This window comes from Paenibacillus cisolokensis (genome assembly GCF_050481165.1).
GTDB classification, from domain to species: domain Bacteria; phylum Bacillota; class Bacilli; order Paenibacillales; family Paenibacillaceae; genus Paenibacillus_AH; species Paenibacillus_AH cisolokensis.
Window position 1 is genome coordinate 20,931 of the sequence record NZ_JBCNFP010000032.1, and the last position, 24,102, is coordinate 45,032.

Annotated in this window: 26 protein-coding genes and 1 other RNA gene; 11 read left to right on the plus strand and 16 right to left on the minus strand. The window is 57.6% G+C overall.

From position 1 onward, the window contains the following. Positions 1 to 4: 4 nt before the first annotated feature. Positions 5 to 643 (minus strand): rhomboid family intramembrane serine protease, encoded by a 639-nt coding sequence (locus tag ABEV74_RS06525; RefSeq protein WP_062494206.1) that lies wholly within the window; start codon positions 641 to 643, stop codon positions 5 to 7. Positions 644 to 738: 95 nt separating this feature from the next. Here ABEV74_RS06525 and tpx point away from each other — a divergent pair, with 95 nt between their 5' ends. Then, entirely contained in the window at positions 739 to 1,257 is a 519-nt protein-coding gene (gene tpx / locus ABEV74_RS06530) for a thiol peroxidase (protein WP_062494207.1), read from the plus strand. A 62-nt stretch (positions 1,258 to 1,319) separates the two neighbouring features. On the opposite strand, the gene ABEV74_RS06535 is transcribed toward tpx, so the two are convergent. The 4 genes from ABEV74_RS06535 to cshA all read right to left on the minus strand — a co-directional run bounded on the left by ABEV74_RS06535 (position 1,320) and on the right by cshA (position 4,594). After that, positions 1,320 to 1,712, minus strand: coding sequence for a DUF1499 domain-containing protein (locus ABEV74_RS06535; RefSeq protein WP_082655300.1), 393 nt, complete (start codon positions 1,710 to 1,712; stop codon positions 1,320 to 1,322). A gap of 109 nt (positions 1,713 to 1,821) precedes the next feature. Continuing rightward, a non-coding RNA gene (gene ssrS, locus ABEV74_RS06540) (6S RNA) lies at positions 1,822 to 2,005 on the minus strand. A gap of 105 nt (positions 2,006 to 2,110) precedes the next feature. Next, a complete protein-coding gene (locus tag ABEV74_RS06545) occupies positions 2,111 to 2,869 on the minus strand; it encodes a YesL family protein (protein WP_430144544.1) in 759 nt (252 codons plus the stop codon). 195 nt (positions 2,870 to 3,064) lie between these two features. Continuing rightward, on the minus strand, positions 3,065 to 4,594 hold the full coding sequence (cshA, locus tag ABEV74_RS06550; protein WP_062494213.1) for a degradosome RNA helicase CshA: 1,530 nt from the start codon (positions 4,592 to 4,594) through the stop codon (positions 3,065 to 3,067). A 134-nt stretch (positions 4,595 to 4,728) separates the two neighbouring features. Here cshA and ABEV74_RS06555 point away from each other — a divergent pair, with 134 nt between their 5' ends. Both ABEV74_RS06555 and ABEV74_RS06560 read left to right on the plus strand, forming a co-directional pair. Next, positions 4,729 to 5,562, plus strand: coding sequence for a YitT family protein (locus tag ABEV74_RS06555; protein WP_430144547.1), 834 nt, complete (start codon positions 4,729 to 4,731; stop codon positions 5,560 to 5,562). Positions 5,563 to 5,712: 150 nt separating this feature from the next. Further along, positions 5,713 to 5,907, plus strand: coding sequence for a hypothetical protein (locus ABEV74_RS06560; protein ID WP_062494217.1), 195 nt, complete (start codon positions 5,713 to 5,715; stop codon positions 5,905 to 5,907). 145 nt (positions 5,908 to 6,052) lie between these two features. Here ABEV74_RS06560 and ABEV74_RS06565 read toward each other — a convergent pair whose 3' ends face one another. Continuing rightward, positions 6,053 to 6,253: a DUF3906 family protein gene (locus ABEV74_RS06565; protein WP_062494219.1), complete on the minus strand. Its 201-nt coding sequence runs from the start codon at positions 6,251 to 6,253 to the stop codon at positions 6,053 to 6,055. A 95-nt stretch (positions 6,254 to 6,348) separates the two neighbouring features. On the opposite strand from ABEV74_RS06565, the gene ABEV74_RS06570 reads away from it, so the two are divergent. Then, positions 6,349 to 6,804, plus strand: coding sequence for a peroxiredoxin (locus ABEV74_RS06570; protein ID WP_430144550.1), 456 nt, complete (start codon positions 6,349 to 6,351; stop codon positions 6,802 to 6,804). A 103-nt stretch (positions 6,805 to 6,907) separates the two neighbouring features. On the opposite strand, the gene pfkA is transcribed toward ABEV74_RS06570, so the two are convergent. The 3 genes from pfkA to ABEV74_RS06585 are packed head-to-tail and all read right to left on the minus strand — an operon-like array spanning position 6,908 to position 9,370. Beyond that, on the minus strand, positions 6,908 to 7,876 hold the full coding sequence (gene pfkA / locus ABEV74_RS06575; protein ID WP_062494223.1) for a 6-phosphofructokinase: 969 nt from the start codon (positions 7,874 to 7,876) through the stop codon (positions 6,908 to 6,910). 60 nt (positions 7,877 to 7,936) lie between these two features. Further along, on the minus strand, positions 7,937 to 9,022 hold the full coding sequence (locus ABEV74_RS06580; RefSeq protein WP_430144553.1) for a tetraprenyl-beta-curcumene synthase family protein: 1,086 nt from the start codon (positions 9,020 to 9,022) through the stop codon (positions 7,937 to 7,939). A 30-nt stretch (positions 9,023 to 9,052) separates the two neighbouring features. Beyond that, the gene (locus ABEV74_RS06585; RefSeq protein WP_062494225.1) at positions 9,053 to 9,370 is read right to left on the minus strand and encodes a hypothetical protein; all 318 of its coding nucleotides are present in this window, start codon (positions 9,368 to 9,370) and stop codon (positions 9,053 to 9,055) included. A 218-nt stretch (positions 9,371 to 9,588) separates the two neighbouring features. Between ABEV74_RS06585 and ABEV74_RS06590 the strand changes: the two genes are divergently transcribed. From ABEV74_RS06590 to ABEV74_RS06605, 4 genes are all read left to right on the plus strand, one after another. Continuing rightward, the gene (locus tag ABEV74_RS06590) at positions 9,589 to 10,926 is read left to right on the plus strand and encodes a hypothetical protein (RefSeq protein WP_062494226.1); all 1,338 of its coding nucleotides are present in this window, start codon (positions 9,589 to 9,591) and stop codon (positions 10,924 to 10,926) included. Continuing rightward, positions 10,923 to 12,113 carry an MFS transporter gene (locus ABEV74_RS06595; protein ID WP_430144557.1) on the plus strand — a complete coding sequence of 397 codons (1,191 nt, stop codon included), beginning with the start codon at positions 10,923 to 10,925 and terminating at the stop codon, positions 12,111 to 12,113. Before ABEV74_RS06590 ends, ABEV74_RS06595 begins: the two co-directional genes overlap by 4 nt. 66 nt (positions 12,114 to 12,179) lie before the next feature. Next, positions 12,180 to 12,827: a nitroreductase family protein gene (locus tag ABEV74_RS06600; RefSeq protein ID WP_062494230.1), complete on the plus strand. Its 648-nt coding sequence runs from the start codon at positions 12,180 to 12,182 to the stop codon at positions 12,825 to 12,827. Positions 12,828 to 13,045: 218 nt separating this feature from the next. Continuing rightward, entirely contained in the window at positions 13,046 to 13,681 is a 636-nt protein-coding gene (locus ABEV74_RS06605) for a C40 family peptidase (RefSeq protein ID WP_430144560.1), read from the plus strand. 326 nt (positions 13,682 to 14,007) lie between these two features. On the opposite strand, the gene ABEV74_RS06610 is transcribed toward ABEV74_RS06605, so the two are convergent. Both ABEV74_RS06610 and ABEV74_RS06615 read right to left on the minus strand, forming a co-directional pair. Then, positions 14,008 to 14,205, minus strand: coding sequence for a cold shock domain-containing protein (locus tag ABEV74_RS06610; protein ID WP_062494232.1), 198 nt, complete (start codon positions 14,203 to 14,205; stop codon positions 14,008 to 14,010). 49 nt (positions 14,206 to 14,254) lie between these two features. After that, positions 14,255 to 14,995, minus strand: coding sequence for a class I SAM-dependent methyltransferase (locus ABEV74_RS06615; protein WP_430144563.1), 741 nt, complete (start codon positions 14,993 to 14,995; stop codon positions 14,255 to 14,257). Between the two features lie 160 nt (positions 14,996 to 15,155). Here ABEV74_RS06615 and ABEV74_RS06620 point away from each other — a divergent pair, with 160 nt between their 5' ends. The 3 genes from ABEV74_RS06620 (at position 15,156) to pepF (ending at position 17,815) form a co-directional block, all read left to right on the plus strand. Beyond that, on the plus strand, positions 15,156 to 15,389 hold the full coding sequence (locus ABEV74_RS06620) for a hypothetical protein (protein WP_062494236.1): 234 nt from the start codon (positions 15,156 to 15,158) through the stop codon (positions 15,387 to 15,389). Positions 15,390 to 15,557: 168 nt separating this feature from the next. After that, entirely contained in the window at positions 15,558 to 15,743 is a 186-nt protein-coding gene (locus ABEV74_RS06625) for a hypothetical protein (RefSeq protein WP_213528363.1), read from the plus strand. A 278-nt stretch (positions 15,744 to 16,021) separates the two neighbouring features. Next, entirely contained in the window at positions 16,022 to 17,815 is a 1,794-nt protein-coding gene (gene pepF / locus ABEV74_RS06630) for an oligoendopeptidase F (RefSeq protein ID WP_062497042.1), read from the plus strand. Positions 17,816 to 18,056: 241 nt separating this feature from the next. Here pepF and ABEV74_RS06635 read toward each other — a convergent pair whose 3' ends face one another. The 5 genes from ABEV74_RS06635 to ABEV74_RS06655 all read right to left on the minus strand — a co-directional run. After that, entirely contained in the window at positions 18,057 to 18,956 is a 900-nt protein-coding gene (locus ABEV74_RS06635) for an ATP-binding cassette domain-containing protein (protein ID WP_430144566.1), read from the minus strand. A 4-nt stretch (positions 18,957 to 18,960) separates the two neighbouring features. Continuing rightward, positions 18,961 to 21,849, minus strand: coding sequence for an ABC transporter permease (locus ABEV74_RS06640; RefSeq protein WP_430144569.1), 2,889 nt, complete (start codon positions 21,847 to 21,849; stop codon positions 18,961 to 18,963). Positions 21,850 to 21,877: 28 nt separating this feature from the next. Continuing rightward, on the minus strand, positions 21,878 to 22,948 hold the full coding sequence (locus ABEV74_RS06645) for an efflux RND transporter periplasmic adaptor subunit (RefSeq protein WP_430144576.1): 1,071 nt from the start codon (positions 22,946 to 22,948) through the stop codon (positions 21,878 to 21,880). A gap of 1 nt (position 22,949) precedes the next feature. After that, positions 22,950 to 23,651: an ABC transporter ATP-binding protein gene (locus ABEV74_RS06650; RefSeq protein ID WP_430144571.1), complete on the minus strand. Its 702-nt coding sequence runs from the start codon at positions 23,649 to 23,651 to the stop codon at positions 22,950 to 22,952. A 148-nt stretch (positions 23,652 to 23,799) separates the two neighbouring features. After that, positions 23,800 to 24,102 (minus strand): DUF92 domain-containing protein (locus ABEV74_RS06655; RefSeq protein ID WP_430144574.1); only part of this gene is annotated, 303 nt, incomplete at its 5' end.

Sequence of the window (24,102 nt, forward strand, 5' to 3'; positions counted from 1 at the left end):
GTCCCTAAGGTCGTCGACCCAACCGTCTGTTCACTCTCCGGTCAAGCGCATACAACAGGACAAAACCGACGATCGCTCCGCCAATATGGGCCCAAAGATTAACGCCGCGCATCAGCAAAGAGTACACGATGCCGATAATCAGCATCGTATAGATCGTCTTGCGCGACGCTTCGTCCAGCCAATGTTTGCGCATCGTCGCCAGAAACAGAAACGCTCCGAACACGCCGTATATGGCGCCGGATGCGCCCACCGATACCGCCATGACATACGGCTTGCTGTCCATGATCACGCTCAGGACGTTGCCGCCTATGCCGCTGAGCAGATAGAAGACGGCGTAAAGAGCCGAGCCGACGAGACGTTCGAGCGGCGGAGCAAAGACGAGCAGCGAAAACATGTTAAACAGCAAATGCTCGAATCCGTAATGCAAAAACATCGATGTCACGTAGCGCCACGGTTCGGCCAAGCCGTAAGGATCATTATACCCGTACAGAAACGCTCCGAACCGGACAAGGGTCTCCTGGTTTTGCGAGCCGCCGTTAAACAGCAGTACGATAAACATGACAAGATTGAGCGCAATGAGCGCCGAATTGACCGGGTATAACCGCAAGTAGCCGCGGAAACTTTCATATCGCAAAAAAATCACGCTTCGCGCCCCCTCTTCACGATTGGACAAGCCTGTTTCCTTATGATTATAATGAATTTGGTATCCACCATTCAATTTTGAAGGAGGACGTATTCATGCCGCAAGAACGTACGGGCGTTGCAACGCTCAAAGGCAACCCGATTACCCTCGTAGGTCCCGAATTGAAAAAAGGCGACAAGGCGCCGGACTTCACCTTGAACAAATCGCTGACCGAAACGGTCACGCTTGCCGATTTTGCCGGTAAAATCAAGCTGATCAGCGTTGTGCCTTCGATCGACACCGGCGTATGCGACGCGCAAACCCGCCGCTTTAACGAAGAAGCCGCCAAGCTGGGCGACAATGTCGTCGTGCTGACGGTCAGCGTCGACCTGCCGATGGCGCAAGCCCGCTGGTGCGGAGCGGCCGGTGTGGACAAAGTCGTCATGCTTTCCGACTACAAAACGAACAGCTTCGGCGAAGCCTACGGCGTTCTGATCAAGGAACTGGCGCTCGATATGCGGTCGATCTTCGTCATCGATGCGAACGATACGATCCAGTACGTCGAATATTTGTCCGAAATGACCGAGCATCCGAATTACGAGAAAGCGCTCGAAGCGGTGAAAGCGATCAGCTGATATTTTCGATCCATATATGAACAAAGCGAGTGAAGGGGCTCCTTCCTCGCTTTGTTTGGTTCTTATCGACCGTCGGTCTTGTATGCCGCGAGTTTCTTGTCCAGCGTTCTGTAAATTTCCAGAATAACCCTGTAGTTCGATCCCAAATCCCCGAACGATCCGCGCGATGCCGAATAAATATCAACGGCCGACAACACCGGGGACACGCTGATCACCGATACCGTAATATCCATCGTACGGCCGCTTAGCGTTCGTTTCTCCATGACGATTTCCCCGACGGACGGCACCTCGTGCAACACTTTGTAGCCCTGCATCTTCTTCAGCGTGGACGTTACTTCTTCCCAAGCCTTCTCTTTGGACAGCTTGTAATAGTGGGATTTCAGCAAAGGGTCTTTCGCCTTGTCTCCTGTCAGTTCATGACTGCGCAGCAGCCCGACCAAGGTCCGCTTTAACAAAACAAGATCCTCCCCCTCCGGCATCTATGTAAGCTATTTCTTATCATACCATGAAAAAGACCATGAAAAAAGGCCCTGATTGTTGAATCAGAACCCTAACTTTTGGATGTGAAACCCCGCAAATGCCGTCCGACCTGCATGTTTCTGAACCCGCACTCGCAGGTGGGTGTCCGCAGGAACGAATTTGAAGTCCCTTTTCGAGGGCATGACAGCCTCGTTCCAATATAGAACTCCCTTGAAACAGCCATTGGTTCAAAACAACGACTAAGCCGAAACGTACACCGCAGGACTTTCTGCTTTCTTATTATAGTCTGTTCGCGGGAAAAAGTAAACGTCGCGCCGTGCGTGAATTGCTGCAAGGAAAGACATTGGTAACCAGCCGGCTTGTACGCGCCCGGCTACTTGCTTTCCTCCGTCCGGTCCTCGCCGTTCTCCAGCGCGGCTTCCTCTTCGGCCTTGGCGGCCTTCTCCGCCTGCTCCTGAATTTTCTGGTAAATAATGTAGAAATTCCAGAACGACAAATACGCGATAACGCTGCCCATGAAGAACGGGATCAGGAACGTGAATTTTGAGCTGATATAGACGACGACGGCGGCCATAATAAGCGTCGAGAGCGAGCGCAACGGCTTGCCGATCGTAATCAGAATGGCGTTTTTGATCAATTGCAGCGTTTTCATATGATAGTGGACGACCATCGAGAAAAAGTTGAACAGCGAAACGGCCAGCACGAACATCAGTCCGAGAAATACATACGAAATGAGCTGCAGCGACGTCATGCCGTTCAAATAAACGCGGAAATCGATAATCAGAATGACGAACAAAAGCGCATACAAAATGCCGCCCACCATGCTCTGCACGTAATTTTCTTTATAGCCCCGGAAAAAAGTGCGGAACAACGGCACGTCCACTTCCCCCATCACCCATTTGCGGGCAACCGTAAACATCGCGGCCGTAGCCGGAAACAGCGTAAAAGGCGCAACGACTGCGGAAATGAAGAGTCCGCTGTACAATTGATCCACATTTTCCGAAAACAGGGTGGTGAAAATAAAAAACACAAAAGGAAGCGAACAGATTAACCATAATACATTCGTCACGGACAACCGCATAATCCATTCGGATATTTTATAAAAGCCACCCATGACGCCTCTCATTTCCATATAGCGGTTCCCCCTGCGCAAACAGATGTTTACCCTAACTATAATACATAGCGGACCGATATGCCAGAGACCTGTCGGGATGCAGAGCCGTTACCGGCCATTCTATACGGCCGGCCACGGACACCCGCCAAAAAATTAAAGCCGGGGAAAGCCCGGCGCCCGCCGGCGCGGTCGGCATTCTCCGGCTTCCTTCGTTTAGCGGTCCATATAATCTTCCGATTTCGATTTGCGGTAATCGCCGCGGCTGTCGAAGCGGCCTTTGCCCCCGTCGCGGGAACTTCCGCTTCCGTATGTGCGGTTGCTGCCGCCCCGGCCGCGGTAGTTGCCGCTGCCGCGGTTGCTGCCGAACGATCCGCCGGAGAAACGGCGCCCGCTCGAACGGATGTCCGGTCTGCGCTTCTTCGCCCGAATCGGCTCTTCCGGCGTCAGCTCGATATCGACATCCTTCTTCTCTCCGGTCAGCAGCTTGATGGCTGCCGCAAGCAGATGAACGGAATCGTACTGCTCCAGCAAATGAATGGCGATGCCCTTATATTCCTGAATATCGTCGCGATGAACAAGTTCAAGCAGCCGTTCCGCCTGCACTTTCTGTTTGCCCTCGATCGCTTCCGCCATCGTCGGCAGCGGCTTCCGCGCAATACGGTGGCGCGTCACTTTCTCGATAAAGCGGAGATGATCGATCTCGCGCGGCGTTACGAAGCTCCACGCAGATCCTTCCTTGCCGGCGCGGCCGGTACGGCCGATCCGGTGCACGTAGCTTTCGGGATCCTGGGGAAGGTCGAAATTGATAACATGCGAAACGCCGGATACGTCAAGCCCGCGCGCGGCAACGTCCGTCGCCACAAGGACGTCGATGCTGCCGTCCCGGAATTTGCGCATCACATTGTCGCGCTGGTTTTGCGACAGGTCGCCGTGCAGGCCGTCGGCCGAATAGCCGCGCTTCTGAAGCGCTTCGCTAAGCTCGTCCACCCGGCGTTTCGTACGGCCGAATATAATTGCGAGTTCCGGCGATTCGATATCAAGCAGCCGGCATAGCGCTTCGAACTTCTGGCGTTCCTGAACCTCGATGTAGGATTGTTCGATCAGAGGCGCGCTTACTTGCTTGGGAATAACGGAGACATGTACCGGATTTTTCAGAAACTGCTGGGCGAGCTTCTGAATATTCGGCGGCATCGTAGCGGAGAACAGCATCGTTTGCCGCTCTTCGGGGACGAGCGACAAAATCGCCGTAATATCCTCCATGAAACCCATATCGAGCATTTCGTCCGCTTCATCCAGCACGACGGTTTGAACGTCGTCCAGCTTGATCGTTTTGCGGTTGATATGGTCAAGCAACCGTCCCGGCGTGCCGATAATAATTTGTGGACGTTTCTTCAAGGCGCGAATCTGACGGCCGATTTCCTGTCCGCCATAGATAGGCAGCGTACGCAGTCCTTTGAACCGCGACAGCTTGCCGATTTCTTCCGAGACTTGAATGGCAAGCTCGCGCGTCGGCGTCATGATGAGCGCCACGATGCGATCCTCGCTTGCCGGAATTTTGTGAATAAGCGGAAGCCCGAATGCCGCGGTTTTGCCTGTGCCGGTCTGCGCTTGGCCGATCAGGTCACTTCCGGTCATCGCAATCGGGATCGACTTGGATTGAATCGGCGTAGCTTCCTCGAATCCAAGCTCCGTAATCGCCTGCAACACTTTTGGTTCCAGGCCGAAATCAGCGAATGTTTTCAAACTTCTTCAAACTCCTTTTATCTTCAGCCTTCTTGAAAATTCAATTCATTATAACACACATGCAAACACGAATACCAGTTCACCGCAATGACGCATACTAAGTTCGTCGGATGGTCAGGAAGGATGTGATAAGGATGAACTACGTCCGGTTCGCCATTACGGCGCTCATTATGACGATCGGTTCCCTGCTCATCGCCTTCGGCTTCAATCGGCTCCTCATTCCCCATCAACTGCTAAGCGGCGGTCTATCCGGCTTCGCGATGATCATCGGCTACGTCGTCGGCGGGAATATCGGCTGGCTCTATCTCGCCCTTAACGTTCCGGTCCTCGTCTGGGGCTTGTATCGCCTGGGCCGGCGGTTCATCGGATGGAGCATTTATTCTGTATTGACCGCCACTTTCTTCATGCAGATCATCCCGGTCGCTCCGATCGCCAACGATATATTGCTCGGGGCGGTATTCGGCGGCATTCTGCTCGGTTTGGGCAGCGGCATCGCCCTGCGCTACGGCGGGTCTTCCGGCGGGTTCGATATCGTGGCGTCCATCGTTACGCAGAAGCGGGACTTCCCTGTCGGCATGGTCATTTTTTTGCTGAATGGCCTTGTCGTCGTGTTGCTCGGTTTGATCACCCGCAGCTGGGAGCCGTCGCTCTATTCGCTCGTATCGATTTTTACCGCCGGCAAAGTCGTCGATCTGGTGCATATCCGGCACGTTAAAGTGACCGCCTTTATCGTCACGACGAAAACCGACGAGATGCTTCAGCGGCTGCTGACCCGCCCGCGGGGGGTTACGGTCATTCCGACTAGGGGCGGATATTCTTCCGCAAAGCAAGATATGCTCATGACCGTCACGACCCGTTACGAGCTGCACGAGCTTCGCAAATTGATCCGGTCCGTCGACGCCCGGGCATTCGTCAACATTGTGGAAACGGCCGGCATTATGGGCGAATTCCGGCGGATAGACGATTGAAGGCTTGCCTTTCGGCCGCAGGGCAAAGATGGAATTCCAATACGCTCTCTATATTTTTGCAGGCTTAACTGTTATAATAATAGTATCCCGTGGTTTGCGTTTCTTGCCATACGTTCTACCCTCATCATGAACATGAAAGGGTGATTGCAGATGGTTATGGAAACTGTCACACTGTCGCGGATCGTCGAGAAACTGGCACCAGAGCTGTACCCTTGCCTGACCGAACGCGAACGTCAGCTCAACATTGTGCTGCGGGATGGAATGGGGCTCCTTGAGCCCGAAGATGTAATCGAAATTGTGCAGTACAGCATTTGCGAAGTGCAGAAGGAAACGCTTTTGCACTGAACACGGATCTTACGATCCGTGACGGTTCCACGCAAGAACGGCTTCGCTTTCGCAAGGGCGAAGCTTTATGTTTTGCGAAAGCTCGCAAGAAGGAAGCCTGTGCGGCGTCTGCCGGCGCAGGCTTCCTTCTTGCTTCAAGCGTCTGTTATCCTTCGATGAGGTAGCCGCTGCCCGGCTCCGGCCGCTTTTTCTCGACGATCGCTGCTTCGTACGGCCCGGGCGCCTTCAAATAATGCCGGTCGATATGCGCCTCAAGCGCCGCAAACGCTTTCTGGTCGTTTTCGGCCAGCAGCACGAGATACGCCTTCTGTTCCGGAAACTGAATTTCGATTTTATACAACATCATCGCCACTTCTCTCCTTACGCCTACGTGTATAATGAAAGCAAGCCGTCGCGCAGAGCGCGGATAGGCCAATCGCCATTTAAATGGAGGGGATACTTATGCTAAGCGTCGGTGCGGAAGCGCCGCTGTTCGAAGCGGAAAGCACGAAAGGAAACGTCCGTCTTGCGGACTATATCGGTCGGCAGCCGATCGTTCTTATTTTTTATCCGATGGACGACACGCCCGGTTGCACGAAGCAGCTGTGCGCCGTTCGGGATGCAAAGGAAGACTACGACCGCTTCGGCGCGCTCGTCATCGGGGTCAATGCCGGTTCTACCGAACAGCACCTCCGCTTCGCGGGCAAACACGGTTTCGATTTTCCGATCGTCGCCGATCGGGACGAATCGATTCGCAAGGCGTACGATGTAGGCAAGCTGTTCGGACTGATCGCGCAGCAGCGCATCGTGTATGTCATCGACCGCAGCGGCCGGATCGCATTCGCGGCCAAAGGCAACCGCCCGACCGAAGAAATACTGGCCGTGCTGGAGCGGCTTCAGCATGAGGAGCGGCATTGACATAGGCGGCCAAGCTTCCCGAAGCTGAAACGGCCGAACGCCCCCATTCTCGGACCGGGGCGGTCGGCCGTTTCAGCTTGCCCGGCTTCTCCCGCGGCTCTCCTTATTGCGAGAGGCGGAGCGCCAGATTGTAAAGCTCCATATTGAATTCCTTCTTCGTGCTCGTCACCAGATCGATATCCGTCGTGACCAGCTCGCCTTTAATGATGCCGCACGCTTTGCCGGATTCGCCTTCGATCAGCTTCTGCACGGCGAAATCGCCAAGACGGCTCGCGAGCACCCTGTCGTTGTGCGTCGGCGTACCTCCGCGCTGAATATGGCCAAGACAAGTCACGCGCGGTTCGATGCCGCTGAGCTCCGCGATTCTGGCGGCGATCTCTTCGCCGTCCCCGACTCCTTCGGCAACGACGATGATGCTGTGCCGCTTGCCGTGACGGAAGTTCTCCTGCATCCGCATCGCCACCTCGTCGAGATTGAACGGCACTTCCGGAACGAGAATCGTCTCGGCTCCGCTGGCCAGACCGGCATACAGCGCGATGTCGCCGCAATGGCGGCCCATTACTTCGACAACCGACGAACGCTCGTGGGACGTCATCGTATCGCGCAGTTTGTTAATCGCGTCGACGACGATGCTGACCGCCGTATCGAATCCGATCGTGAAGTCGGTGAACGGAATATCGTTGTCGATCGTGCCGGGCAGCCCCATCGTCTTGATCCCGAGCTTGCTCAGCTTGTTGGCTCCTTGGTACGAACCGTCGCCGCCGATGACGACCAGCCCGTCGATCCCGCGCGCGCGCAGCACCTCCGCTCCGCGCTGCTGGCCTTCCGGCGTCAAAAATTCCTTGCAGCGGGCCGTCTGCAGAATCGTTCCCCCCCGCTGAATAATGTCGCCGACGCTGCGCAGGTCCATCGGCCGGATATCGTCGTTGATCAGCCCCTGATATCCCCGCTGAATTCCGTACACTTCCAGGCCGTGGTACAATGCGCTCCGCACGACGGCGCGCACCGCGGCGTTCATTCCTTGCGAGTCGCCGCCGCTAGTCAGGACGGCAATCGATTTAACAGCTGACATATTATACCTCCATCTCGTGTGTTTCTTGGAAGACCGGTCAATCGCAAGCGCTCCTTTGACCTAAACGTTCCGAATCCGGATCCACTTGCTGTTGACCAATAAAAACAATCGCGTCATCGGACTGTTGCGCAGCAACAGGCGGGATACCCGGCGAACATCGGCCTGACTGCGCACTTTCGGGTCCGACAGATAAAGCGCGAGGAGCCCCTCGATAATGAGCCGGTGAAACCTGTGCGCCGGCAGCCGCCGCACATCGCGGCGGGCATTCGCCGCAATAGCACCGATCCGGCGGACGAGCGTCTCCTGGCTGTCGTAGTAGCGGCAGAAGTTCAGATCGCCGCCTCCGCGGTCCTCTTCCTGATCGATCAAATAATCGAGCAGAATATGCAGCCCGCAGACATGCGGGAAATAGGCGTCGCGGAACGTCCTGGCGGCCTCGTCCGTCAGGCCGGGCCGCGACGCGGCGAGAAACAGCGCGAACATCCCGAGCGTCGATCCCGCCGCCGCGGCGAATTCATTCCAGGACAGCTGCGGGCAGCGATCCCGGTGAAGCGCCCACCATTCGAGCAGACGGGATTCGCGCAAATCGAACCGGATATGCTTGTAAACCTGCAGATCGCCGTACAGCCCGACCAGCTCCGTCACGTACGGCTGTACGACGGCAAAGGACGGAAGCCGGCTCACGCACTGCCGGCATGTCTCGACAAGCATATGCAAATAGCCGCCGTCGTCGCGTTCGTTGCGGTAAGCATAGTAGTCCGTCAGCGGCGACGTCGGATCGACCGCGTCCAGCATCGCGCGGTGCAGCAGACGAAAGTCGTCCGGATCGAGCGACGTGCTCCGGTCGCACAGATTGTCCAGATAATCGCTGATCGTCTGCAGCGCGACGATCAGCGGAATAAGGACATGCCGCATGTCCGGGTCGGCCGCCGCGTAGACCGCGCCGCCCTGGCAATGGAATCGCTTGGCCTCCATGCTGGCCAGCGCCTGGGCGCGGAGCTCGGCGTCAGGGATGCGCTCCGCCGCCGACCGGAGTTTCGCCAGCTCCGCCGAAACATCGGGAAGCACGTACTTATAGACGCGATACATGAGCAGCAGAGGCTCCTGCGGAACGCGCAGGCTGAAGCGCCCTCCAGTGTCGTCCATCGGCCGCGCCTCCTTCTCTCCTTCCATCTGTCAGAAATGGGTACGCGGTTCGACCTCCTGATCGATGCGGTACCAGATATGCAGATCGTGGATGCGGCTGGCCAGTTCGGCAATTTCGCCGTTCAGCCGGCAGGAACGTTCGAAGTCTTCCTCTTCTTCAAGCTGCGATTGCTTGGCGACGATGATCCGCTCCAGATGGAGCACCCGCTCCGGTATCGTGCCGCGAATCGTCTCCCACTGTTCGACAATCGCTTTTCGTTCGTCTTCGTCGTACGCCTCCCATTCCGCTTCCAGCCTCGGCAGCGGAATGCCGAGACGTTCGTCCCATACAAACCGATAGTTCCCCATGGTAAACCTCCAGACATAAATGTACCATATCCAAGACTTATTAATCCAGCGATAATTGATCTGCTGCGGCGAGTCCGGACTTTTTCGCGGAAAAGGCCCTCAAGCCGCCCGAGGCGTGATATACTGATTCACATATATTTCATATAGAAAGCTTTTCAAAGAGAAAGCATAGCGAATTTCTTGCTGGAAGCAACGACCCCGGGAGGGAACCGCAACGCATGAACGAATCCGCGCAGCGGGTGCCGATGAAGCGGCTGTGGACGTTTTTTTTGCCGCTCGGCATATCCGCCAGTCTCGTTACCATCTCTCACGTTATTATTAACGGCACGCTTGCGAGAGCGCCCGATCCCGAGACGATCATTGCCAGTTATGCCGTCGCCATGAGCTTGCTGACGATCACCGAGCGGCCGGCCGTGCTGCTCAGGCAGACCTGCTCCGCCCTGGTGCGCGACCGCACTTCGTTCTCCTCGATGCTGTTCGTCGGACAAGCGGTATTCGTCAGCATTATGGCGCTCGGCTTTCTGGTCAGCTATACGTCGCTTGGCGAATGGATCTTTATGGGACTGTTCGGCGTATCGGCTTCGCAATATCCATATGTTCTCGACGTCTACCGGGTGTTGATGTTCGTCAGCGTCTTTTCCGGCATTCGTTGTCTGTATCAAGGCGTCATCATTTTCCAATTGCGCACCAAGTGGCTGACCATCGGCATGGTGATCCGGCTGGCCGGCATGTATTTGCTGTCGCTCTACTTTATTCGAACGGGCGTGACGAGCGGCCGGGTCGGCGCGATCATCTTCCTTGCGGGCATGATGATCGAGGCGGCGATCAGCTTCGCGGAAGGCCGCCGGCTCATCCGCCGGCTTCCGGCGAAAGATCCGGAACATACCGTCGAATCGAAGGGACAGGTCTTTTCTTTTTACCGCCCGCTTCTGCTGTCGGCCTTCATTACGGTCTGGATCGGTCCGACGATCAACGCCTGGCTGGGGAAAACCGGCGATGCCGCGCTCGCCATCGCTTCCTTCGCCATCGCGGGCAGTCTCGTCAATCTGGTGACCAGCTTCTTCAGCTACTTTCACCAGATCGTGCTTAATTTCTATAAAATCGATCCGGGAGCGGTCCGCCGCTTCACCCTGACGCTCGGTTTCGTTCCCGCGCTGCTCATTGCCGTGCTCGCGTTCACGCCGGTCGGGGAATGGCTGCTGGAGCACGCGATGGCCGTGCGCGGCGAGCTTCGGGACGAAAGCCTGAGCGCCCTGCGCGCTTTTATTCCGCTTGCGCTTGTCATGCCGTGGCTGGACGCCCTTAACGGCCTTGTCATGGTTCGCGGCCAGACGAAGCTCATCTTCGGCTCGCAAGCCGCAAACCTCGGCATGACCGTGTTGATGCTGGTCGTGCTGATCGGGTTGAATCCGTCATGGAACGGAGCGATCGGCGCGCTTGCGCAGTCGTTCGGCCTTGCGGCCGAGTTCGCCTTTGTCGGCTTCGCGCTGCGCCGCGTCCATCCGATCGATACGGCGCTTAGAGATAAACGAAACAAGGTGGAGAGATCAATTTGAAACCTGCAGATGCACCGGCCGCCGAGACACGTTCCGCCTCTGCGGCCAAAGAAACGTTTATGCTTCGGTCGTTCAGCTTCTTTTCTTACACGACCACGGCCGTCGTCGTCTCCTATTTCCCGCTTTACTTTCTCGACCGCGGCTTTACGGAGCAGCAGATCGGCATTATTTATTCGACCGGCCCTTTCATCTCGATATTCGCCAATCTGCTGACAGGGATGATCAGCGACAAATATCGCACGATCAAGAAGCTGCTGATGCTGCTTCTGCTCGGACAGCTCGCCATGATTGCGCTGCTGTTTCCGCTTGATCAGTTCACGCTGATCTGTGCGGCGATGATCGGCTTTTATTTTTTTCAGACGCCGGTCAATCCGCTTACCGACAGTCTCATTCTGCTTTCGGTCCGCCACACCGGCGTGCCGTTTACGCTCGTGCGCATCTTCGGCTCCCTCGGATTCGCCAGCGCCGCTCTGCTGCTCGGTCTTCTGCTGAAGGAGATCGGCTCCGAATGGACGCTTGCGGTCGCTCTCGCCACGATCGGGATCACCTTCGGTCTGTCCGCGCTGCTCAAGGATTACAGCGGCAGCCTGCGCAAGATCGAGTTTTCCGGCTTCTTCCGCATTATCCGGCAGCCGGATCTGCTCATCTTCTTCACGCTCGTGTTCATCTTCTCGGTCGTGCACCGGCTGAACGAAGGATTTCTCGCCGTGATGATGCGCCAGATGGGAGCGAGCGACGCCCTGGTAGGCGCCGCCTGGATGATATCGGCCGTCAGCGAAATTCCGGTATTTTACCTGCTCGGCAAGTACGGCCACAAATTCCGCGAGCTGCCGCTGCTGTTCATCGCCAGCTTGCTGTATGCGCTCCGGTTTCTGCTGCTCGGCCAGGTGCGGCAGCCGGAATGGTTTGTCGTGATCCAGGCGATGCACAGCGTCACGTTCGGCATTTACTACGCCACCGCGCTGCGCTATTTGTCGGGCGTCATCCCGGACGAATACCGTTCCTCCGGACTGGCCGTCTATACGATCGTCTGGGCCGGCTTCGCCGGCATCGCCAGCGGCATTGTCGGCGGCTACGTCTACCAGCATTTCGGACGCGGGCTCTTTTTCGATCTGGGGGCTGCGCTCGCCCTGATCGCCGCGGCCGGTTTTCTGGCCAAGCATTGGGCCGACCGCCGGGCGGGCTGAATTTTTGCAACAACCGTTCATTTTCTATAATATTGGAAGTAGAAAAAGACGAAAGAGTTGAATAAGATGAAATACGAGGATTTGAAACAAGTCATCCACGAGCGCCGGAGCATCCGCAAGTTTACCGAGGAACCGGTCTCCGTCCAGCACATTCGCGAGCTGATCGATTGCGCGCGGTACGCCCCGAGCGACACCAATTCGCAGACATGGGAATTTATCGCCATTACGAACCGCGCCAAAATCAAAGCGATCGAAGAGATGACATGGGAGCAGCTTCACATCCGGGCCGAGGAAGCGGCAGGCAGGGGACTGGAGCGGGAAGCGAAGCTTCTTCTCAAGTCGTTCGGACCGTATGCGACCGCCTTCTCCGATGCGCCTGCGCTCATCGTCTGTCTCGCCACTCCCTACGAATCGAAATTTCGGGAGCGGATTTTCGACCCGATCGGCCTCGTTCCGGATGAAGTATGGCGGGAGGAAGGCATCAAAAGCAGCTGCCTCGCCGCGCAAAACCTGATGCTGGCCGCTCATGCCCTGGGTCTGGCGACCTGCCCGATGACCGGACCGGTGCTGCTCGCGGAGAAGCAGCTCAAAGCGTATCTCGGCATTGACGATTCCCGCGACATCAATATGGTCATCGCGCTCGGCCATCCGTCCGGACAAACGAACAAGCTCGCCCGCAAGGAAATCGATGACATCCTGACCATCGTGGATTGACGGGCTCAACTCGCAAATTCCCGCAACCAAAGCTGCCCCTTAATCGTCTTGAATATAGGGCAGCTTTTTTTACCGCATTTGCTCCCCCGACCAAAGTCCGGCTTCCGATCCCGCCGGCAGACGGTTTCGGTTCCCCCGGCCGCAACGATACAATGACATCATCAGGATTTTTCAAGCAATATTTCCAGGAATAGTTCAATCGTTCAAAGGTGGTTGCTATGCAGAATAAGAAGCTCTATATCCTCCTTAGCGATACCGGCACCTGGCTGTCCAAATGCATACGGTTTTATACCCGGCATTCGCTCAACCATGCCTCGATTTCATTTGACGAACATTTAAGCGAAGTGTACGGCTTCGGAAGATTAAACCCCCGCAATCCGTTTCTCGGCGGCTTCACCAAAGAGGAAGTGTTCGGAAATCTGGTTCGCGACGAGAACCGGTTTACGAATTGCGTCATCTTTTCGTTTGCAGTGCAGCCCGAAGTATACGAACGGATCAGAAGGCGCATCGAATATTTCAAATGCAACAGCAATCGATACCGGTATAATTTTCTCGGGTTGTTCGGCGTCATGCTCGATATACCGCTGCGGCGCAAGCAGGCTTATTTCTGCACCGAATTCGTTTCCTGGCTGCTGCACGACCACGGGATGCCGCTCGCTAACAAGCACCCTTCGCTGATGACGCCGGCCGACATTCTCGCTTGCGACAAGCTGCAGCTCGTCTATGCCGGCGACCTGCGCCGCTATCACGCTTCCGCAAATTACAAGCTGAACAACACCGATGCCGCAGCCTTTATCGAACAGCTCGACTACGCTTCCGCTTCTCCCGCCTCCAACTTGCTCTATACGTCCTGAATACGATTGCCGGGCCGCAAGGCGCGGCATATTCGCTTGCGTCCGCCATCCTATCCGCTCCTCGCCGCGCATGTGCGAACTTCCCATCGCTGCCGGCTGCACAATCCGCAACCGGCGGTACGGCCCCTTACGGGCATGCGGCGACGGTTTTCGCCCAGCTCGAAAGCGCATCCATGTAAAGGCCGGCCGCACCGTGTCCTGCGGGACAACGCCTCCGCTGCCGAATGGTCGTCCGGCAAACGCAAAAAAAGAGAACCCCGGGCGTTCCTGGGATTCTCTGTCCTGTCTGCACTCGCTATTATAAGAAGTTCGTACGAACTTGTTTCTTATAACTTGGTGACGTTAGCTGCTTGCGGTCCGCGATTGCCTTCAGTGATATCGAATTCAACCGTTTGACCTTCGTCCAACGTTTTGAATCCGTCGCCTTGGATTGCCGAGTAGTGAACGAAGACGTCTTCGCCGTTCTCGACTTGGATGAATCCGTAGCCTTTTTCTGCGTTAAACCACTTAACTGTTCCTTTCAAATGAACAACCTCCTAAATTGACCGCCGTTATATACGACGAGTAAATCCATTATAACGTTTCCTCGGTCAAAATGCAATGACTGTCGTGAACACCGCCCTTGACAATTCGCAACAGCCGGTCCGAATGCGGAATAAACGGAAGCTGCGACGGCAGCCGTTCGGCCGACGCGCCTTGCCTGACGATCCGCTCGATCAGTCCGTCGAGCCCGGGATAAGGTTTCCACGCCAAGTCCACGAGCGGATAGATCCGAATTTCGCCGCCCGGCTTGCAGACGCGCAGCAGTTCCAACAACGACCGCTCATGAAAATGCTCGCCGAACTGCTCGCCGTACAAGAACAGAAAATGGCTGCACAAAACCAGATCGAACCGGTCGCTCGCGAACGGCAGCTCGGGCAGCGCGCCCGGAACGTACCGCTCTTGCGCATCCGGCGACGCGATGTCCTCGGCAAACCGGGCAAGCGATGCTTCCCGCATCAGCCGATGATGCGCCGGATCGCCGTAAAAGCTCCAATCGTAAATATCCGCAAGCGCGGCGATCTTCCGCGACGAAACGCCGATTTCCCCGGCCGCTTCGGCCAGCCATTCGCCGGGAGGCAGCCCGTAGCGGGGATCGGCGGCTACAGCCCGATATCCGGACCGCGTCGCGTCGGCGACAAACGACGAAGCGCCCGCGGCCACGTCCAGTATTTCGCCCGCCGCTAGCAGGCCGTCCGTCAGCGCGAACATTCGACGATACTCCTCCATGCCCCGGCAAGTCATCGCCACGCCGGATTGTTCATACTTTTTCATTCGCTCATCTCTCCTCGTCTCTTCTCGTCACTTCTGCGCTGATCTTGTCCATGCCGAAAAATGATGGCTGCGAATTCTATCTTACCACCGCTGCGTATTGATTTCTATCCTCCCGATTGGCTATGATGAGGGGAAACGAAGAAAAGGGGACGAAGCTGTCATGTTCAAGAAATACGAGATTTACAAAACGGACAAATACAATATGTTGACCGTTGAAGTGCAAGGCAAGGCGCTGATCGTCCGCGAAATATCCGACCAGTGGGGCGAGGAATGCCATACGTTTCTCAGCCGGCCGGAAATGCTGAACTGGGCGGAGAACCGCTTCCGGGAGGAAGATTTCAAGGAGCGCCCGGAGGAGCGGGAAAAAATATTGTCCGCCTTCAGAAGCATTTGATAGCGTTTGAACGCCTCGGGGAACCGGCGCTGCGCAGCCGTTTTGTCCTTTTTTTGCCGCGTTTTCCGGCACGGGCGCCGGGAAGGGAAGGAAAACCGCCCCTCTGCGGCGAACATAACGGGTACGCGCAGCGCATACATGTCTAAACGGGGAGGATGGGGCTGGCGCATGGATACGACTGCCATTGTCATTTTCGTCATTTTAGCTTTTTCGCTGGGCCTTGTGCTGATCATGAAGCGCGACTCCATTCCGCCTTCTTTGCGCCGCGGAATGGCGCTGACGGCTATCGCGCTCATTGCATTCGCCTTTTTTCTGATCGTCTACAGCCTGCTCAACTTCGGGAGGATGCAGTAAGCGGCCGGCCCTGCCGGCTGTCGGCAACGGCCGCCGTTTGCCCGATTTACGGAATCGGAGGAACCGGACCGCTGCGGGCAAGACCGCGCTTGCAGAGGTAAAAACGCGGCAGGTGGACATAATAGGGACAAATAAACCGTTCAAGAGGTGATCGACGCTTGAAATGGCTGTCCCTGGTACTGTCGTTCTGTCTGCTGGCGGGGTTCGCCAAAGATGCGCCGGTTTTCGGCCATTCGGCGGAAAGCGGTCAATCAACCAGTTTACCGAGGAGGAATACGATGAAACACGTACCGAAACGATCCGAAATCGCGCCGGAGCACCGTTGGAGGCTTGAGGATCTGTTTCCGGATCAGGCCGCCTGGGACAAAGAATACGAAGTGGCGAAGGAACTGATCAAACAAATCGCCGACTACCAGGGCAAACTGGCCGATCCGCAGCAGCTGAAAGCATGTTTCGAGCTCGAAGACGACCTGTCCCTTCATACGGAACGGCTATACGTCTACGCCAACATGAAGCATCACGAGGATACGGCGGAGCCGGTCTACCAGGCGCTTGCGGACAAAGCGAAGCGGCTCAGCGTGGAAACGAACGAAGCGCTCTCGTTCATTACGCCGGAAGTGCTGGAATTGCCGGACGAAACGCTGGATGCGATGATCGCCGATCCTTCTCTCGCCAAGTACCATCATACGCTGAAGGAAATGCGCCGCCAGAAAGCGCATATTCTGTCCAGAAGCGAAGAAGCGCTGCTGGCGCAAGTCGGCAACGTCAGCCAGGCGCCGGGCACGATTTTCAACATGCTGAACAACGCCGACCTGAAATTCCCGAAAGTGAAGAACGAGCAAGGGGAAGAAGTCGAGCTGACTCACGGCCGATACATACAGTTTTTGGAGAGTAAAAACCGCGACGTGCGCGCAGGAGCATTCAAGGCGATGTACGAAACGTACGGTAAACTGAAAAATACGATCGCCGCCACGCTGAACGCGAATGTAACGAAAAACATTTTTTACGCCAAGGCGCGCAAATACCCGTCCGTTCTGGAGATGTCGCTGTACGGGGACAACATTCCGAAGGACGTCTATACGAATCTGATCGGCACCGTTCACGAGCATCTTCCGCTCATGTACCGTTACATGAAGCTTCGCAAAAAGCTGCTCGGCGTCGACGAGCTGCATATGTACGACCTGTTCGCTCCGCTCGTTGAAGAGTTCAAGATGGAAATTCCGTTCGAGGAAGCGAAGAAAATCGTGAAGGAAAGTCTGCAGCCGCTCGGCACGAACTATTTGAACGCGCTGCAGGAAGGGTTCGACAACGGCTGGATCGACGTCTACGAGAACGAAGGCAAGCGCAGCGGCGCTTATTCGTGGGGCGCCTACGGCACGCATCCGTACGTGCTGCTGAACCATTCGGATAATTTGAACAGCATGTTTACGCTGACGCATGAGATGGGCCACGCGCTTCATTCGTATTTTTCCGACGCTAATCAGGATTACCGCAACGCGCAGTACACCATCTTCCTGGCGGAAGTGGCCTCCACGCTGAACGAGGCGCTGCTGATGGACTACATGCTGAACAAGACGACCGATCCGAAAGAGAAAATGTATTTGCTCACCTACTATGCCGATCAGTTCCGGACGACGGTGTTCCGCCAGACGATGTTCGCCGAATTCGAAATGATCATTCACGAGAAGGCCGAGAAGGGCGAATCGCTCACGCCGCAGGAGCTGTGCAAAATCTATTACGATCTGAACGTGCTGTATTACGGCAAGGACATGACCGTCGACAAGGAGATCGAGATGGAGTGGGCGCGCATTCCCCATTTCTACACCAGCTTCTATGTGTACAAATATGCGACGGGCTTCTCCGCCGCTACCAGCTTCGCCAAGCAAATACTGGACGAAGGCAAGCCGGCGGTGGACCGTTACCTCGGCTTCCTGAAAAGCGGCGGCAGCGATTTCTCGATCAACATCTTGAAAAAAGCCGGTGTCGATATGTCCACGCCGGAGCCGGTCGAGCAGGCGATGAGCGTGTTCGAAAATCTGATCGAGCAGATGGAGCAATTGACCGCCAAATAAATACGTACGACAAAGCGAGGGCGTCCCGTTTCACCGCGAAACGGGGCGCCCTCCGCCGGATGTCGAAGCGGAACAGCCTGCCGAGCGTCGTGCCGTACAGCCGGCCGTCTTCCCCCGGCTTCAGAAACCCGCCTCGCCAATAGCGGCCCACGCTGTCCCACGAGAAAGAAAACAGTTCGCCGGACCAGACGACTTGACGGAGTACCGGATCTCCATCTCCCGAAACAATTCGATGCTGCCGTCAGGTTTCATCCGCATCCGGCGGCCGGAGCACGATGCGGCCGTCTTCCCATTCGACCCGGACTTTGTTCCGGTCCTTGAAGCCTTCCGCCTCGAGGAAAGAGGCCGGTATTTGCAGCCGGCCGGCCTTGTCGATCACCGCATATTCGACATGGCTCTCTTCCTCCGCCGCGGCAGATTCCGCTCCTTTCCGCTCCAGCTCGGCCAGCTCTTCCGCATAGGAGCGCCGCCGCAGCATCTCCGACGAGGTGCGGCCGTCCCGAATCGCGACGACCCGGTCCACCTTGCGGGCGAGATGCGGGTCGTGCGTCACGATGACGATCGTCAGACCGAGCTCCCGGTTCAGCTTGCGAAACAAATCGAGCACCTGATCCGACGTCTTCGTGTCGAGCGAGCCGGTCGGCTCGTCGGCGAGCAACAGCTGCGGCTCGTTCGCAAGCGCGATGGCGATCGCCACCCGCTGCTGTTCGCCGCCGGACAGCTCGCTCAGCCGGTTGCGGCGGCGGTCCTGCAGGCCGACCGCTTCCAGCAGCTCCAGCGCCCTCGCCTTGCGGCGGCGGCCCCGCAGCAGAATCGGCAGCTCGACGTTCTCCTGCGCGGTCAGATACGGAATCAGATTGCGCGCATTGTTTTGCCAGACGAAGCCGACCGTCTCCCGCTTGTAGCGGATCAAATCACGGTCGCTCATCGACAGCAGATCTTTGCCGGCAACGGTCAGTTTGCCCGCAGACGGCCGGTCGAGGCCGCCCAGCATGTTGAGCAGCGTCGATTTGCCGCTGCCGCTGTTGCCGACAATCGCCATCAGCTCCCCCGGCTCGACGCGGAGATCGAGTCCCTGCAGCGCCACGACTTCCAGATCCGCGCTCTTATAGATTTTAACGAGTCCGTCGCATACGATCATCCGTTCATTCCTCCCCCAGCTTCAGCGCCTGATGAACGCGGATACGGAACATCCGGTATCCGAGTATCGCAAGCCCGGCCGCCAGCATGAAGGCGACGGCGCCGAACAACTGCGCATAATCGCCCAGCTCGTGAACGACCCGGAACGGCGGCACCTGCTCGGACGGATGGAAGGACATCCGGAACAGCGGAACGAACCATTCGCCGGTCAGGCGGCCGCAGAGCCAGCCGATCAGAACCGCCGCGCCCGACGTCAATATCTGCTCGCTGACGAGCATGCCGACCAGCTGCCCGTACGGTATGCCCATCGCCCGCAATACGCCGTACTGCAGCGTTCTTCCCGACAGCGTAAGCACCCAGAACAGCAGAAAACCGCAAAAGCTGATCACAATGGAAATGACGAAGCCAAGCGTCATGACGCCGTTAATCGCCATCCGGAACGGATCGTTCTTGGACCGGATCAGCAGCTGCGACGTATCTTTGAGGCTCGTGATGCGCAGCCCTTTATTTTTGATATCTTCATAAACGTCCGAACTTGACGCTCCGGGTTCCAGCTTGAGCCAAACTTCGTACGGCTCCAGCGCAAGGCGGTTCTGAATCGTCGCCAGCTGCGCGACGATCAATTGGGGGCGCGATGCCAGGGCGTTCCCGCTGCCGGCTTCCGTCGGCGGAGGGTTCGGGTTCCACGAAGGCCAGTAGTCCACGATGCCGTAGACGGTGAACAGCGCGCTGTCGAGTCCGTTCCAGCCGATCCGGATCGGATCGCCGGGCTTCAATCCGCTTTCCTCCGCCACCGAACGGGAAATGAGCACGGCCTTCGGATCAGTCGCGATCAGGTTCAAATAATGATTGATATGCCGGTCCAGCAAGCCGTCGCGCATCCAGGCGGTCGCGCCGAACTCGTCGGTCCGGATGCCGAGTAACGTAGCCGTCCCGCCATTCTTGCCGTCGCTCGCATAATTGGCGTCGGGTTTGCGGAACACGCGGGCGGCGGACCGCACGCCTTCCAGCTCCGTGAACGGCAGGAACGGCGGCTCCGTATACTGCACCCGCTTCGGCGCCGGCGCGGGCTCGGCCGCTTCCGCTGCGGGCGGCTGCGGTCCGCCCATCATCTGCGGCGGAGGCGCGTCGTTCTCCCACAGCGTCGACAGCGTAATGTCCGCGCCGTTCGCATACCGGATCTTGTTTTCCTCGTAATCGTTGATCGTACGGGCCGCGTGAGCGCTGAACAACCCGGTCGCGACCGTCAAAATGAGAAACATCTGAATCGTCAAATATTGTCTCGACGAGCGGCTGATCTGAATAAGCACCGAGTACAGCGCGGGCGGCCAGCGGCGCCGGCCGAGCGCATACACGAGCCGGATGAACAGCGGATAGATCCGCAGCAGCAGCAGTCCGCCGCCGAGCGCGAACAGCGCCGGCGTCAAAAACAACAGCGGGTCCATGCTCATCATGCCGGCGTCCAGACCGAGATTTTGCAAATCGTCCATCCGCCGGCGGAAGCCGTACAGCAAATAGACCGATATGCCGATCAGGATCAGGTCGATACCGCTCTTGTGCCAGAAGGTCCAGCCTTCCGTGCGGGATACCGTCCGCTTGCGGTCGACGATCGAAACCCTCGCGGCGCGCACGACCGGCAGCAGCGTCAGCACGATCGCGCCGAGGACGGCCAGCGCCGAAGAAGCGAGCGCCTTCGAATTGAACTCCACCTGCAAGGCGGCGCGGTTGACGAATTCGAGAAAGCCGTCGGAAGCGCCGAGCATAATCGTAAAGCCGTAGCCGACGAACGGTCCCGCAGCGAACGCCAGCAAGCCGAGAATGACGATTTCCGCCGCATAGGCCAGCACGATTTGCAGCCGGCTCGCGCCCCGGCTTCGCAGAACCGCGATTTCCGTTTTCTGCCCTTCGACGATTTTATTCGATACGAGCAGCAGATAAAAAGCGAGCATGATGATAACCGGCGCGTACAGCGCCCACAACAGCTGATTCAGCCGCTCTTCGGTCTTCAAATATTCGCCGACGGTCGCAAGCGCCGGAAAATCCATCGTATGCATGCCGAGCCGGTTCAGAAAGTAACGGTCGAGCCGGCCCGCCTCGCTTACCAGCCGCCCGATGCCCGCCACCTTCAATTCGTTGTAGTCGAACGCCCCTTGCCATTCGAGTCCGATGATTTGCAGCCGTCCCTTGTCCGTTATTTCCTTCTCGAACAGGTCGAACGCCACGATGAACGACCGTCCGCCGCCTTCCACCCGCGAGCGGAGATAGGCCTCCTCGATTGGTTTCTGCTCGATGACGCCGACCAGCTTGATCAGCAGCGTCTCTCCGGTGGCCGAATTGTTCACCTGGAAGACGGCGTCCAGATCCCGTTTGTACTCCATCAAAAATTTTTGCGTCACGACCGCTTCGATGACGCCGTCCACCGGCTCGGCGGACGGCATCCGCCCGTCGAGCAGCTTGGCCTGATCCTCCAGGTTGGAGTAGGCGACGACGTTGGCCGGTTTTTTCGATTTCAGCTCGGCCTCGGTCGCATTTTGCGGAATCGTCTCATAGCTTTGCGTGCTGCGCCTGATCGCCCAGTCGATGACAGACGGTCCGAACTGTCCGATCCCGCTTCGGAACCGTTCGTCAGCCGCCCTGATACGGGTCGGCCGTTCGTTTACCGGCACTTCGGGGGAAAGCGAGCTCGTCACCCGCAGCCAGCCGGGAAACTGTCCCGTGTCGCTCTGATGCTGCTGCAGCTCCTTGATCAGCGTCCGCTGCAAAATCGCTCCCGTATACATCGGCATCGAAGCGAACAGCGCGACGCATACGGTCAACCCCAGCCACAGATTGAGCTGCAGCCAGCGGTTTTTGAGCATTTTGCGGAATATCATCGTTAATAAGGCCAACCCCATCCCCTGCCTTCTCTCTTGAACGAAAAGATCAGTTGTTCAGAATGACTTCCTGCCCTTCTTCCAATCCGCGCCTGATCTCAACTTCCGTGGAAGTCATAATGCCGACCTCGACGTCGACTTCCTTCCGCCGCTCCCCGTCGATCACCTGAACGTACTTGCGGTCCAGATACGTTCGAAGCCCGGATCGGGGAATGATGATGACGTTTTCCTTCCGTTCCAGAAAAATTTTAAAGTCGGCAAACTGGCCGATTTCCCCTTTGGCGTCGGTTTGAAGGATCAGCTTCCTGGCGCTGCGCTCGCGTTCGGCCTCGTCGCCGGACAGCGGCGCCGAGGAAGGGGTTTGCAGCACGGTGCCGGTATATTTCTCCTTCTGATACGTGATTTCCGCTTGCATGCCCGGCTGCACCGCGATGATGTCGGACGTATTCTGCGCTTCGTATGTAAGCTGCACCTGATTCGGATCGGCTATGGAGTAGATCGCCTGGTAAGCGTTCACCGTTTGTCCCGGCTGAATGTCGGACACATACGTGACAATGCCGTTGATCGGCGACGTGAGCCGGTTCCGGACGATCTGCTCCTCCAGCGCGTTCAGCGTCAGCTTCGCGCTCTCCAGATCGATTTCGCGCATCCGGATGTCGTTCGGGTCGCCGCCCTCCCGGCTGCGCTTCAACTCGATTTCGGCCTTCTCGACGGCGAGCCGCTGCAAGCTTGTTCGCAGCTCCAGATCGCCGTGATCGAGCTCGGCAAGCAGCTGTCCTTTCTTCACCGTCTCGCCCACTTTGGCGTGCAGCTTGACCAGCCTTCCCCCCGATTGCGTAAAATAGACCTGCGAGGACGAACGGGAAACGAAGGTCGCCGTCCCCTGGAAATAGCGCTCGATCGTGCCGGTCGCGACCTTGACCGTGTCGTACTGCTCCTCCGCCGGCTTGATCAGCGGCGGCGGAATCGGCTCTTCCTCCGTCGGCAGCAGCGAACAGCCGGCCGGCACGAGCGCAAGCAGCAGCGCGAAGCCGCCGAGCAGCAGAGAACGACGGGAATGCCGGATGCGCCCGTTCGGCGCGGCGTCCTGACTTCCGCTCATTTGGTTAAACGCTTTCATTTCAAACAATCCGACCATCCTCCAATGTAAAAGTCCGGTCCATAATTTCCATCACGTTCGGATCATGCGTCGTCAGAATGACCGTCATGTTCAGCCGCTGCACCAATTGGCGGAACAGGCCGATGACCTGCAGCCCGGTTTTTGAATCCAGCTCGGCCGTCGGCTCGTCCGCCAGCAGCAATACCGGCCGATGGGCGATCGCCCTTGCGATCGCAACACGCTGCTGCTCGCCGCCGGACAGCTCGCCCGGCCTGTGCTTCATCCGGCTCCCCATCCCGACCTGCTCCAGCGCCTCGCGGGCGCGGGCGCGCACTTCGGAAGCCGGGACGCCGGCAATGCGCAGGCCGAATTCGACATTCTCGACGGCGGACATCAGCGGCATCAAGCCGAAGGATTGAAACACCAGTCCGATGCGCTTGCGGCGCAGCGCGCTTCTTCGTTTCTCATCCCAGGACGATATGACATCCCCCTGGAACAGGATGTTCCCGTCCGTCGGCTGGTCCAGCGCCCCGATCAGGTTGATCAGCGTCGTCTTGCCCGAACCCGACCGTCCCCGCAGCGCAACCATCGAGCGCGCCGGCACATCCAGGTCGACCCCTTTCAGCGCTTGCACGGCTCCGGCCCCTCTGCCGAACACGCGGGTCACCCGTTCGGCCTTGACCATCGGCACGGAGCCGGCATCTTCGTGCGCCGTCATCGTCATCGCTTCACTCCCTTTGGTTAATGGTGCTTTGGATCGTGATGTTCGATTCGCATAGTGCTTTTGTTGCGGTGGTTGCTAACACCAATATTAACAGATTTTTCATCATGGAGACATGTTTTTCTTTTCATTTCGCCCCGTTTTTGACATGCTAAATGAGCAAGGCGCCGAGCGCCCAGGCGAGCGCGCCGGCCGCGGCGGACGACAGCAGATTGACGCGGTCGTTGTCCAGGAAGGCGAAGCCGCGAAACCGCTCGGCAGCGACGCCGCAATGTGCGGCGCGCTCCGTCTCGCTGCCGCATGCGCGGCAGCGGTACATCGCCTGGCCGGTGGCGCCGAGCAGCGAGTCGGCGAAGGCGCCGGCCAGGCCGGCCGCGGCGGCGACGGCGGCAAGCGCCGTGGCCTCGCGCGGCGGCAGCGCCGCGAGCAGAGCGGCGGCGACGCCGATGAAGAC

What these genes read in the sequence shown, in the direction of transcription:
- tpx (WP_062494207.1), top strand. Translation starts at nt 739, where the DNA reads ATGCCGCAAGAACGTACGGGCGTTGCAACGCTCAAAGGCAACCCGATT.
- ABEV74_RS06545 (WP_430144544.1), bottom strand. Translation starts at nt 2,869, where the DNA reads ATGGAAATGAGAGGCGTCATGGGTGGCTTTTATAAAATATCCGAATGG.
- ABEV74_RS06555 (WP_430144547.1), top strand. Translation starts at nt 4,729, where the DNA reads ATGAACTACGTCCGGTTCGCCATTACGGCGCTCATTATGACGATCGGT.
- ABEV74_RS06560 (WP_062494217.1), top strand. Translation starts at nt 5,713, where the DNA reads ATGGTTATGGAAACTGTCACACTGTCGCGGATCGTCGAGAAACTGGCA.
- ABEV74_RS06565 (WP_062494219.1), bottom strand. Translation starts at nt 6,253, where the DNA reads ATGATGTTGTATAAAATCGAAATTCAGTTTCCGGAACAGAAGGCGTAT.
- ABEV74_RS06570 (WP_430144550.1), top strand. Translation starts at nt 6,349, where the DNA reads ATGCTAAGCGTCGGTGCGGAAGCGCCGCTGTTCGAAGCGGAAAGCACG.
- pfkA (WP_062494223.1), bottom strand. Translation starts at nt 7,876, where the DNA reads ATGTCAGCTGTTAAATCGATTGCCGTCCTGACTAGCGGCGGCGACTCG.
- ABEV74_RS06580 (WP_430144553.1), bottom strand. Translation starts at nt 9,022, where the DNA reads ATGGACGACACTGGAGGGCGCTTCAGCCTGCGCGTTCCGCAGGAGCCT.
- ABEV74_RS06585 (WP_062494225.1), bottom strand. Translation starts at nt 9,370, where the DNA reads ATGGGGAACTATCGGTTTGTATGGGACGAACGTCTCGGCATTCCGCTG.
- ABEV74_RS06590 (WP_062494226.1), top strand. Translation starts at nt 9,589, where the DNA reads ATGAACGAATCCGCGCAGCGGGTGCCGATGAAGCGGCTGTGGACGTTT.
- ABEV74_RS06600 (WP_062494230.1), top strand. Translation starts at nt 12,180, where the DNA reads ATGAAATACGAGGATTTGAAACAAGTCATCCACGAGCGCCGGAGCATC.
- ABEV74_RS06605 (WP_430144560.1), top strand. Translation starts at nt 13,046, where the DNA reads ATGCAGAATAAGAAGCTCTATATCCTCCTTAGCGATACCGGCACCTGG.
- ABEV74_RS06615 (WP_430144563.1), bottom strand. Translation starts at nt 14,995, where the DNA reads ATGAAAAAGTATGAACAATCCGGCGTGGCGATGACTTGCCGGGGCATG.
- ABEV74_RS06620 (WP_062494236.1), top strand. Translation starts at nt 15,156, where the DNA reads ATGTTCAAGAAATACGAGATTTACAAAACGGACAAATACAATATGTTG.
- ABEV74_RS06625 (WP_213528363.1), top strand. Translation starts at nt 15,558, where the DNA reads ATGGATACGACTGCCATTGTCATTTTCGTCATTTTAGCTTTTTCGCTG.
- pepF (WP_062497042.1), top strand. Translation starts at nt 16,022, where the DNA reads ATGAAACACGTACCGAAACGATCCGAAATCGCGCCGGAGCACCGTTGG.
- ABEV74_RS06635 (WP_430144566.1), bottom strand. Translation starts at nt 18,956, where the DNA reads ATGATCGTATGCGACGGACTCGTTAAAATCTATAAGAGCGCGGATCTG.
- ABEV74_RS06640 (WP_430144569.1), bottom strand. Translation starts at nt 21,849, where the DNA reads ATGGGGTTGGCCTTATTAACGATGATATTCCGCAAAATGCTCAAAAAC.
- ABEV74_RS06645 (WP_430144576.1), bottom strand. Translation starts at nt 22,948, where the DNA reads ATGAAAGCGTTTAACCAAATGAGCGGAAGTCAGGACGCCGCGCCGAAC.
- ABEV74_RS06650 (WP_430144571.1), bottom strand. Translation starts at nt 23,651, where the DNA reads ATGACGATGACGGCGCACGAAGATGCCGGCTCCGTGCCGATGGTCAAG.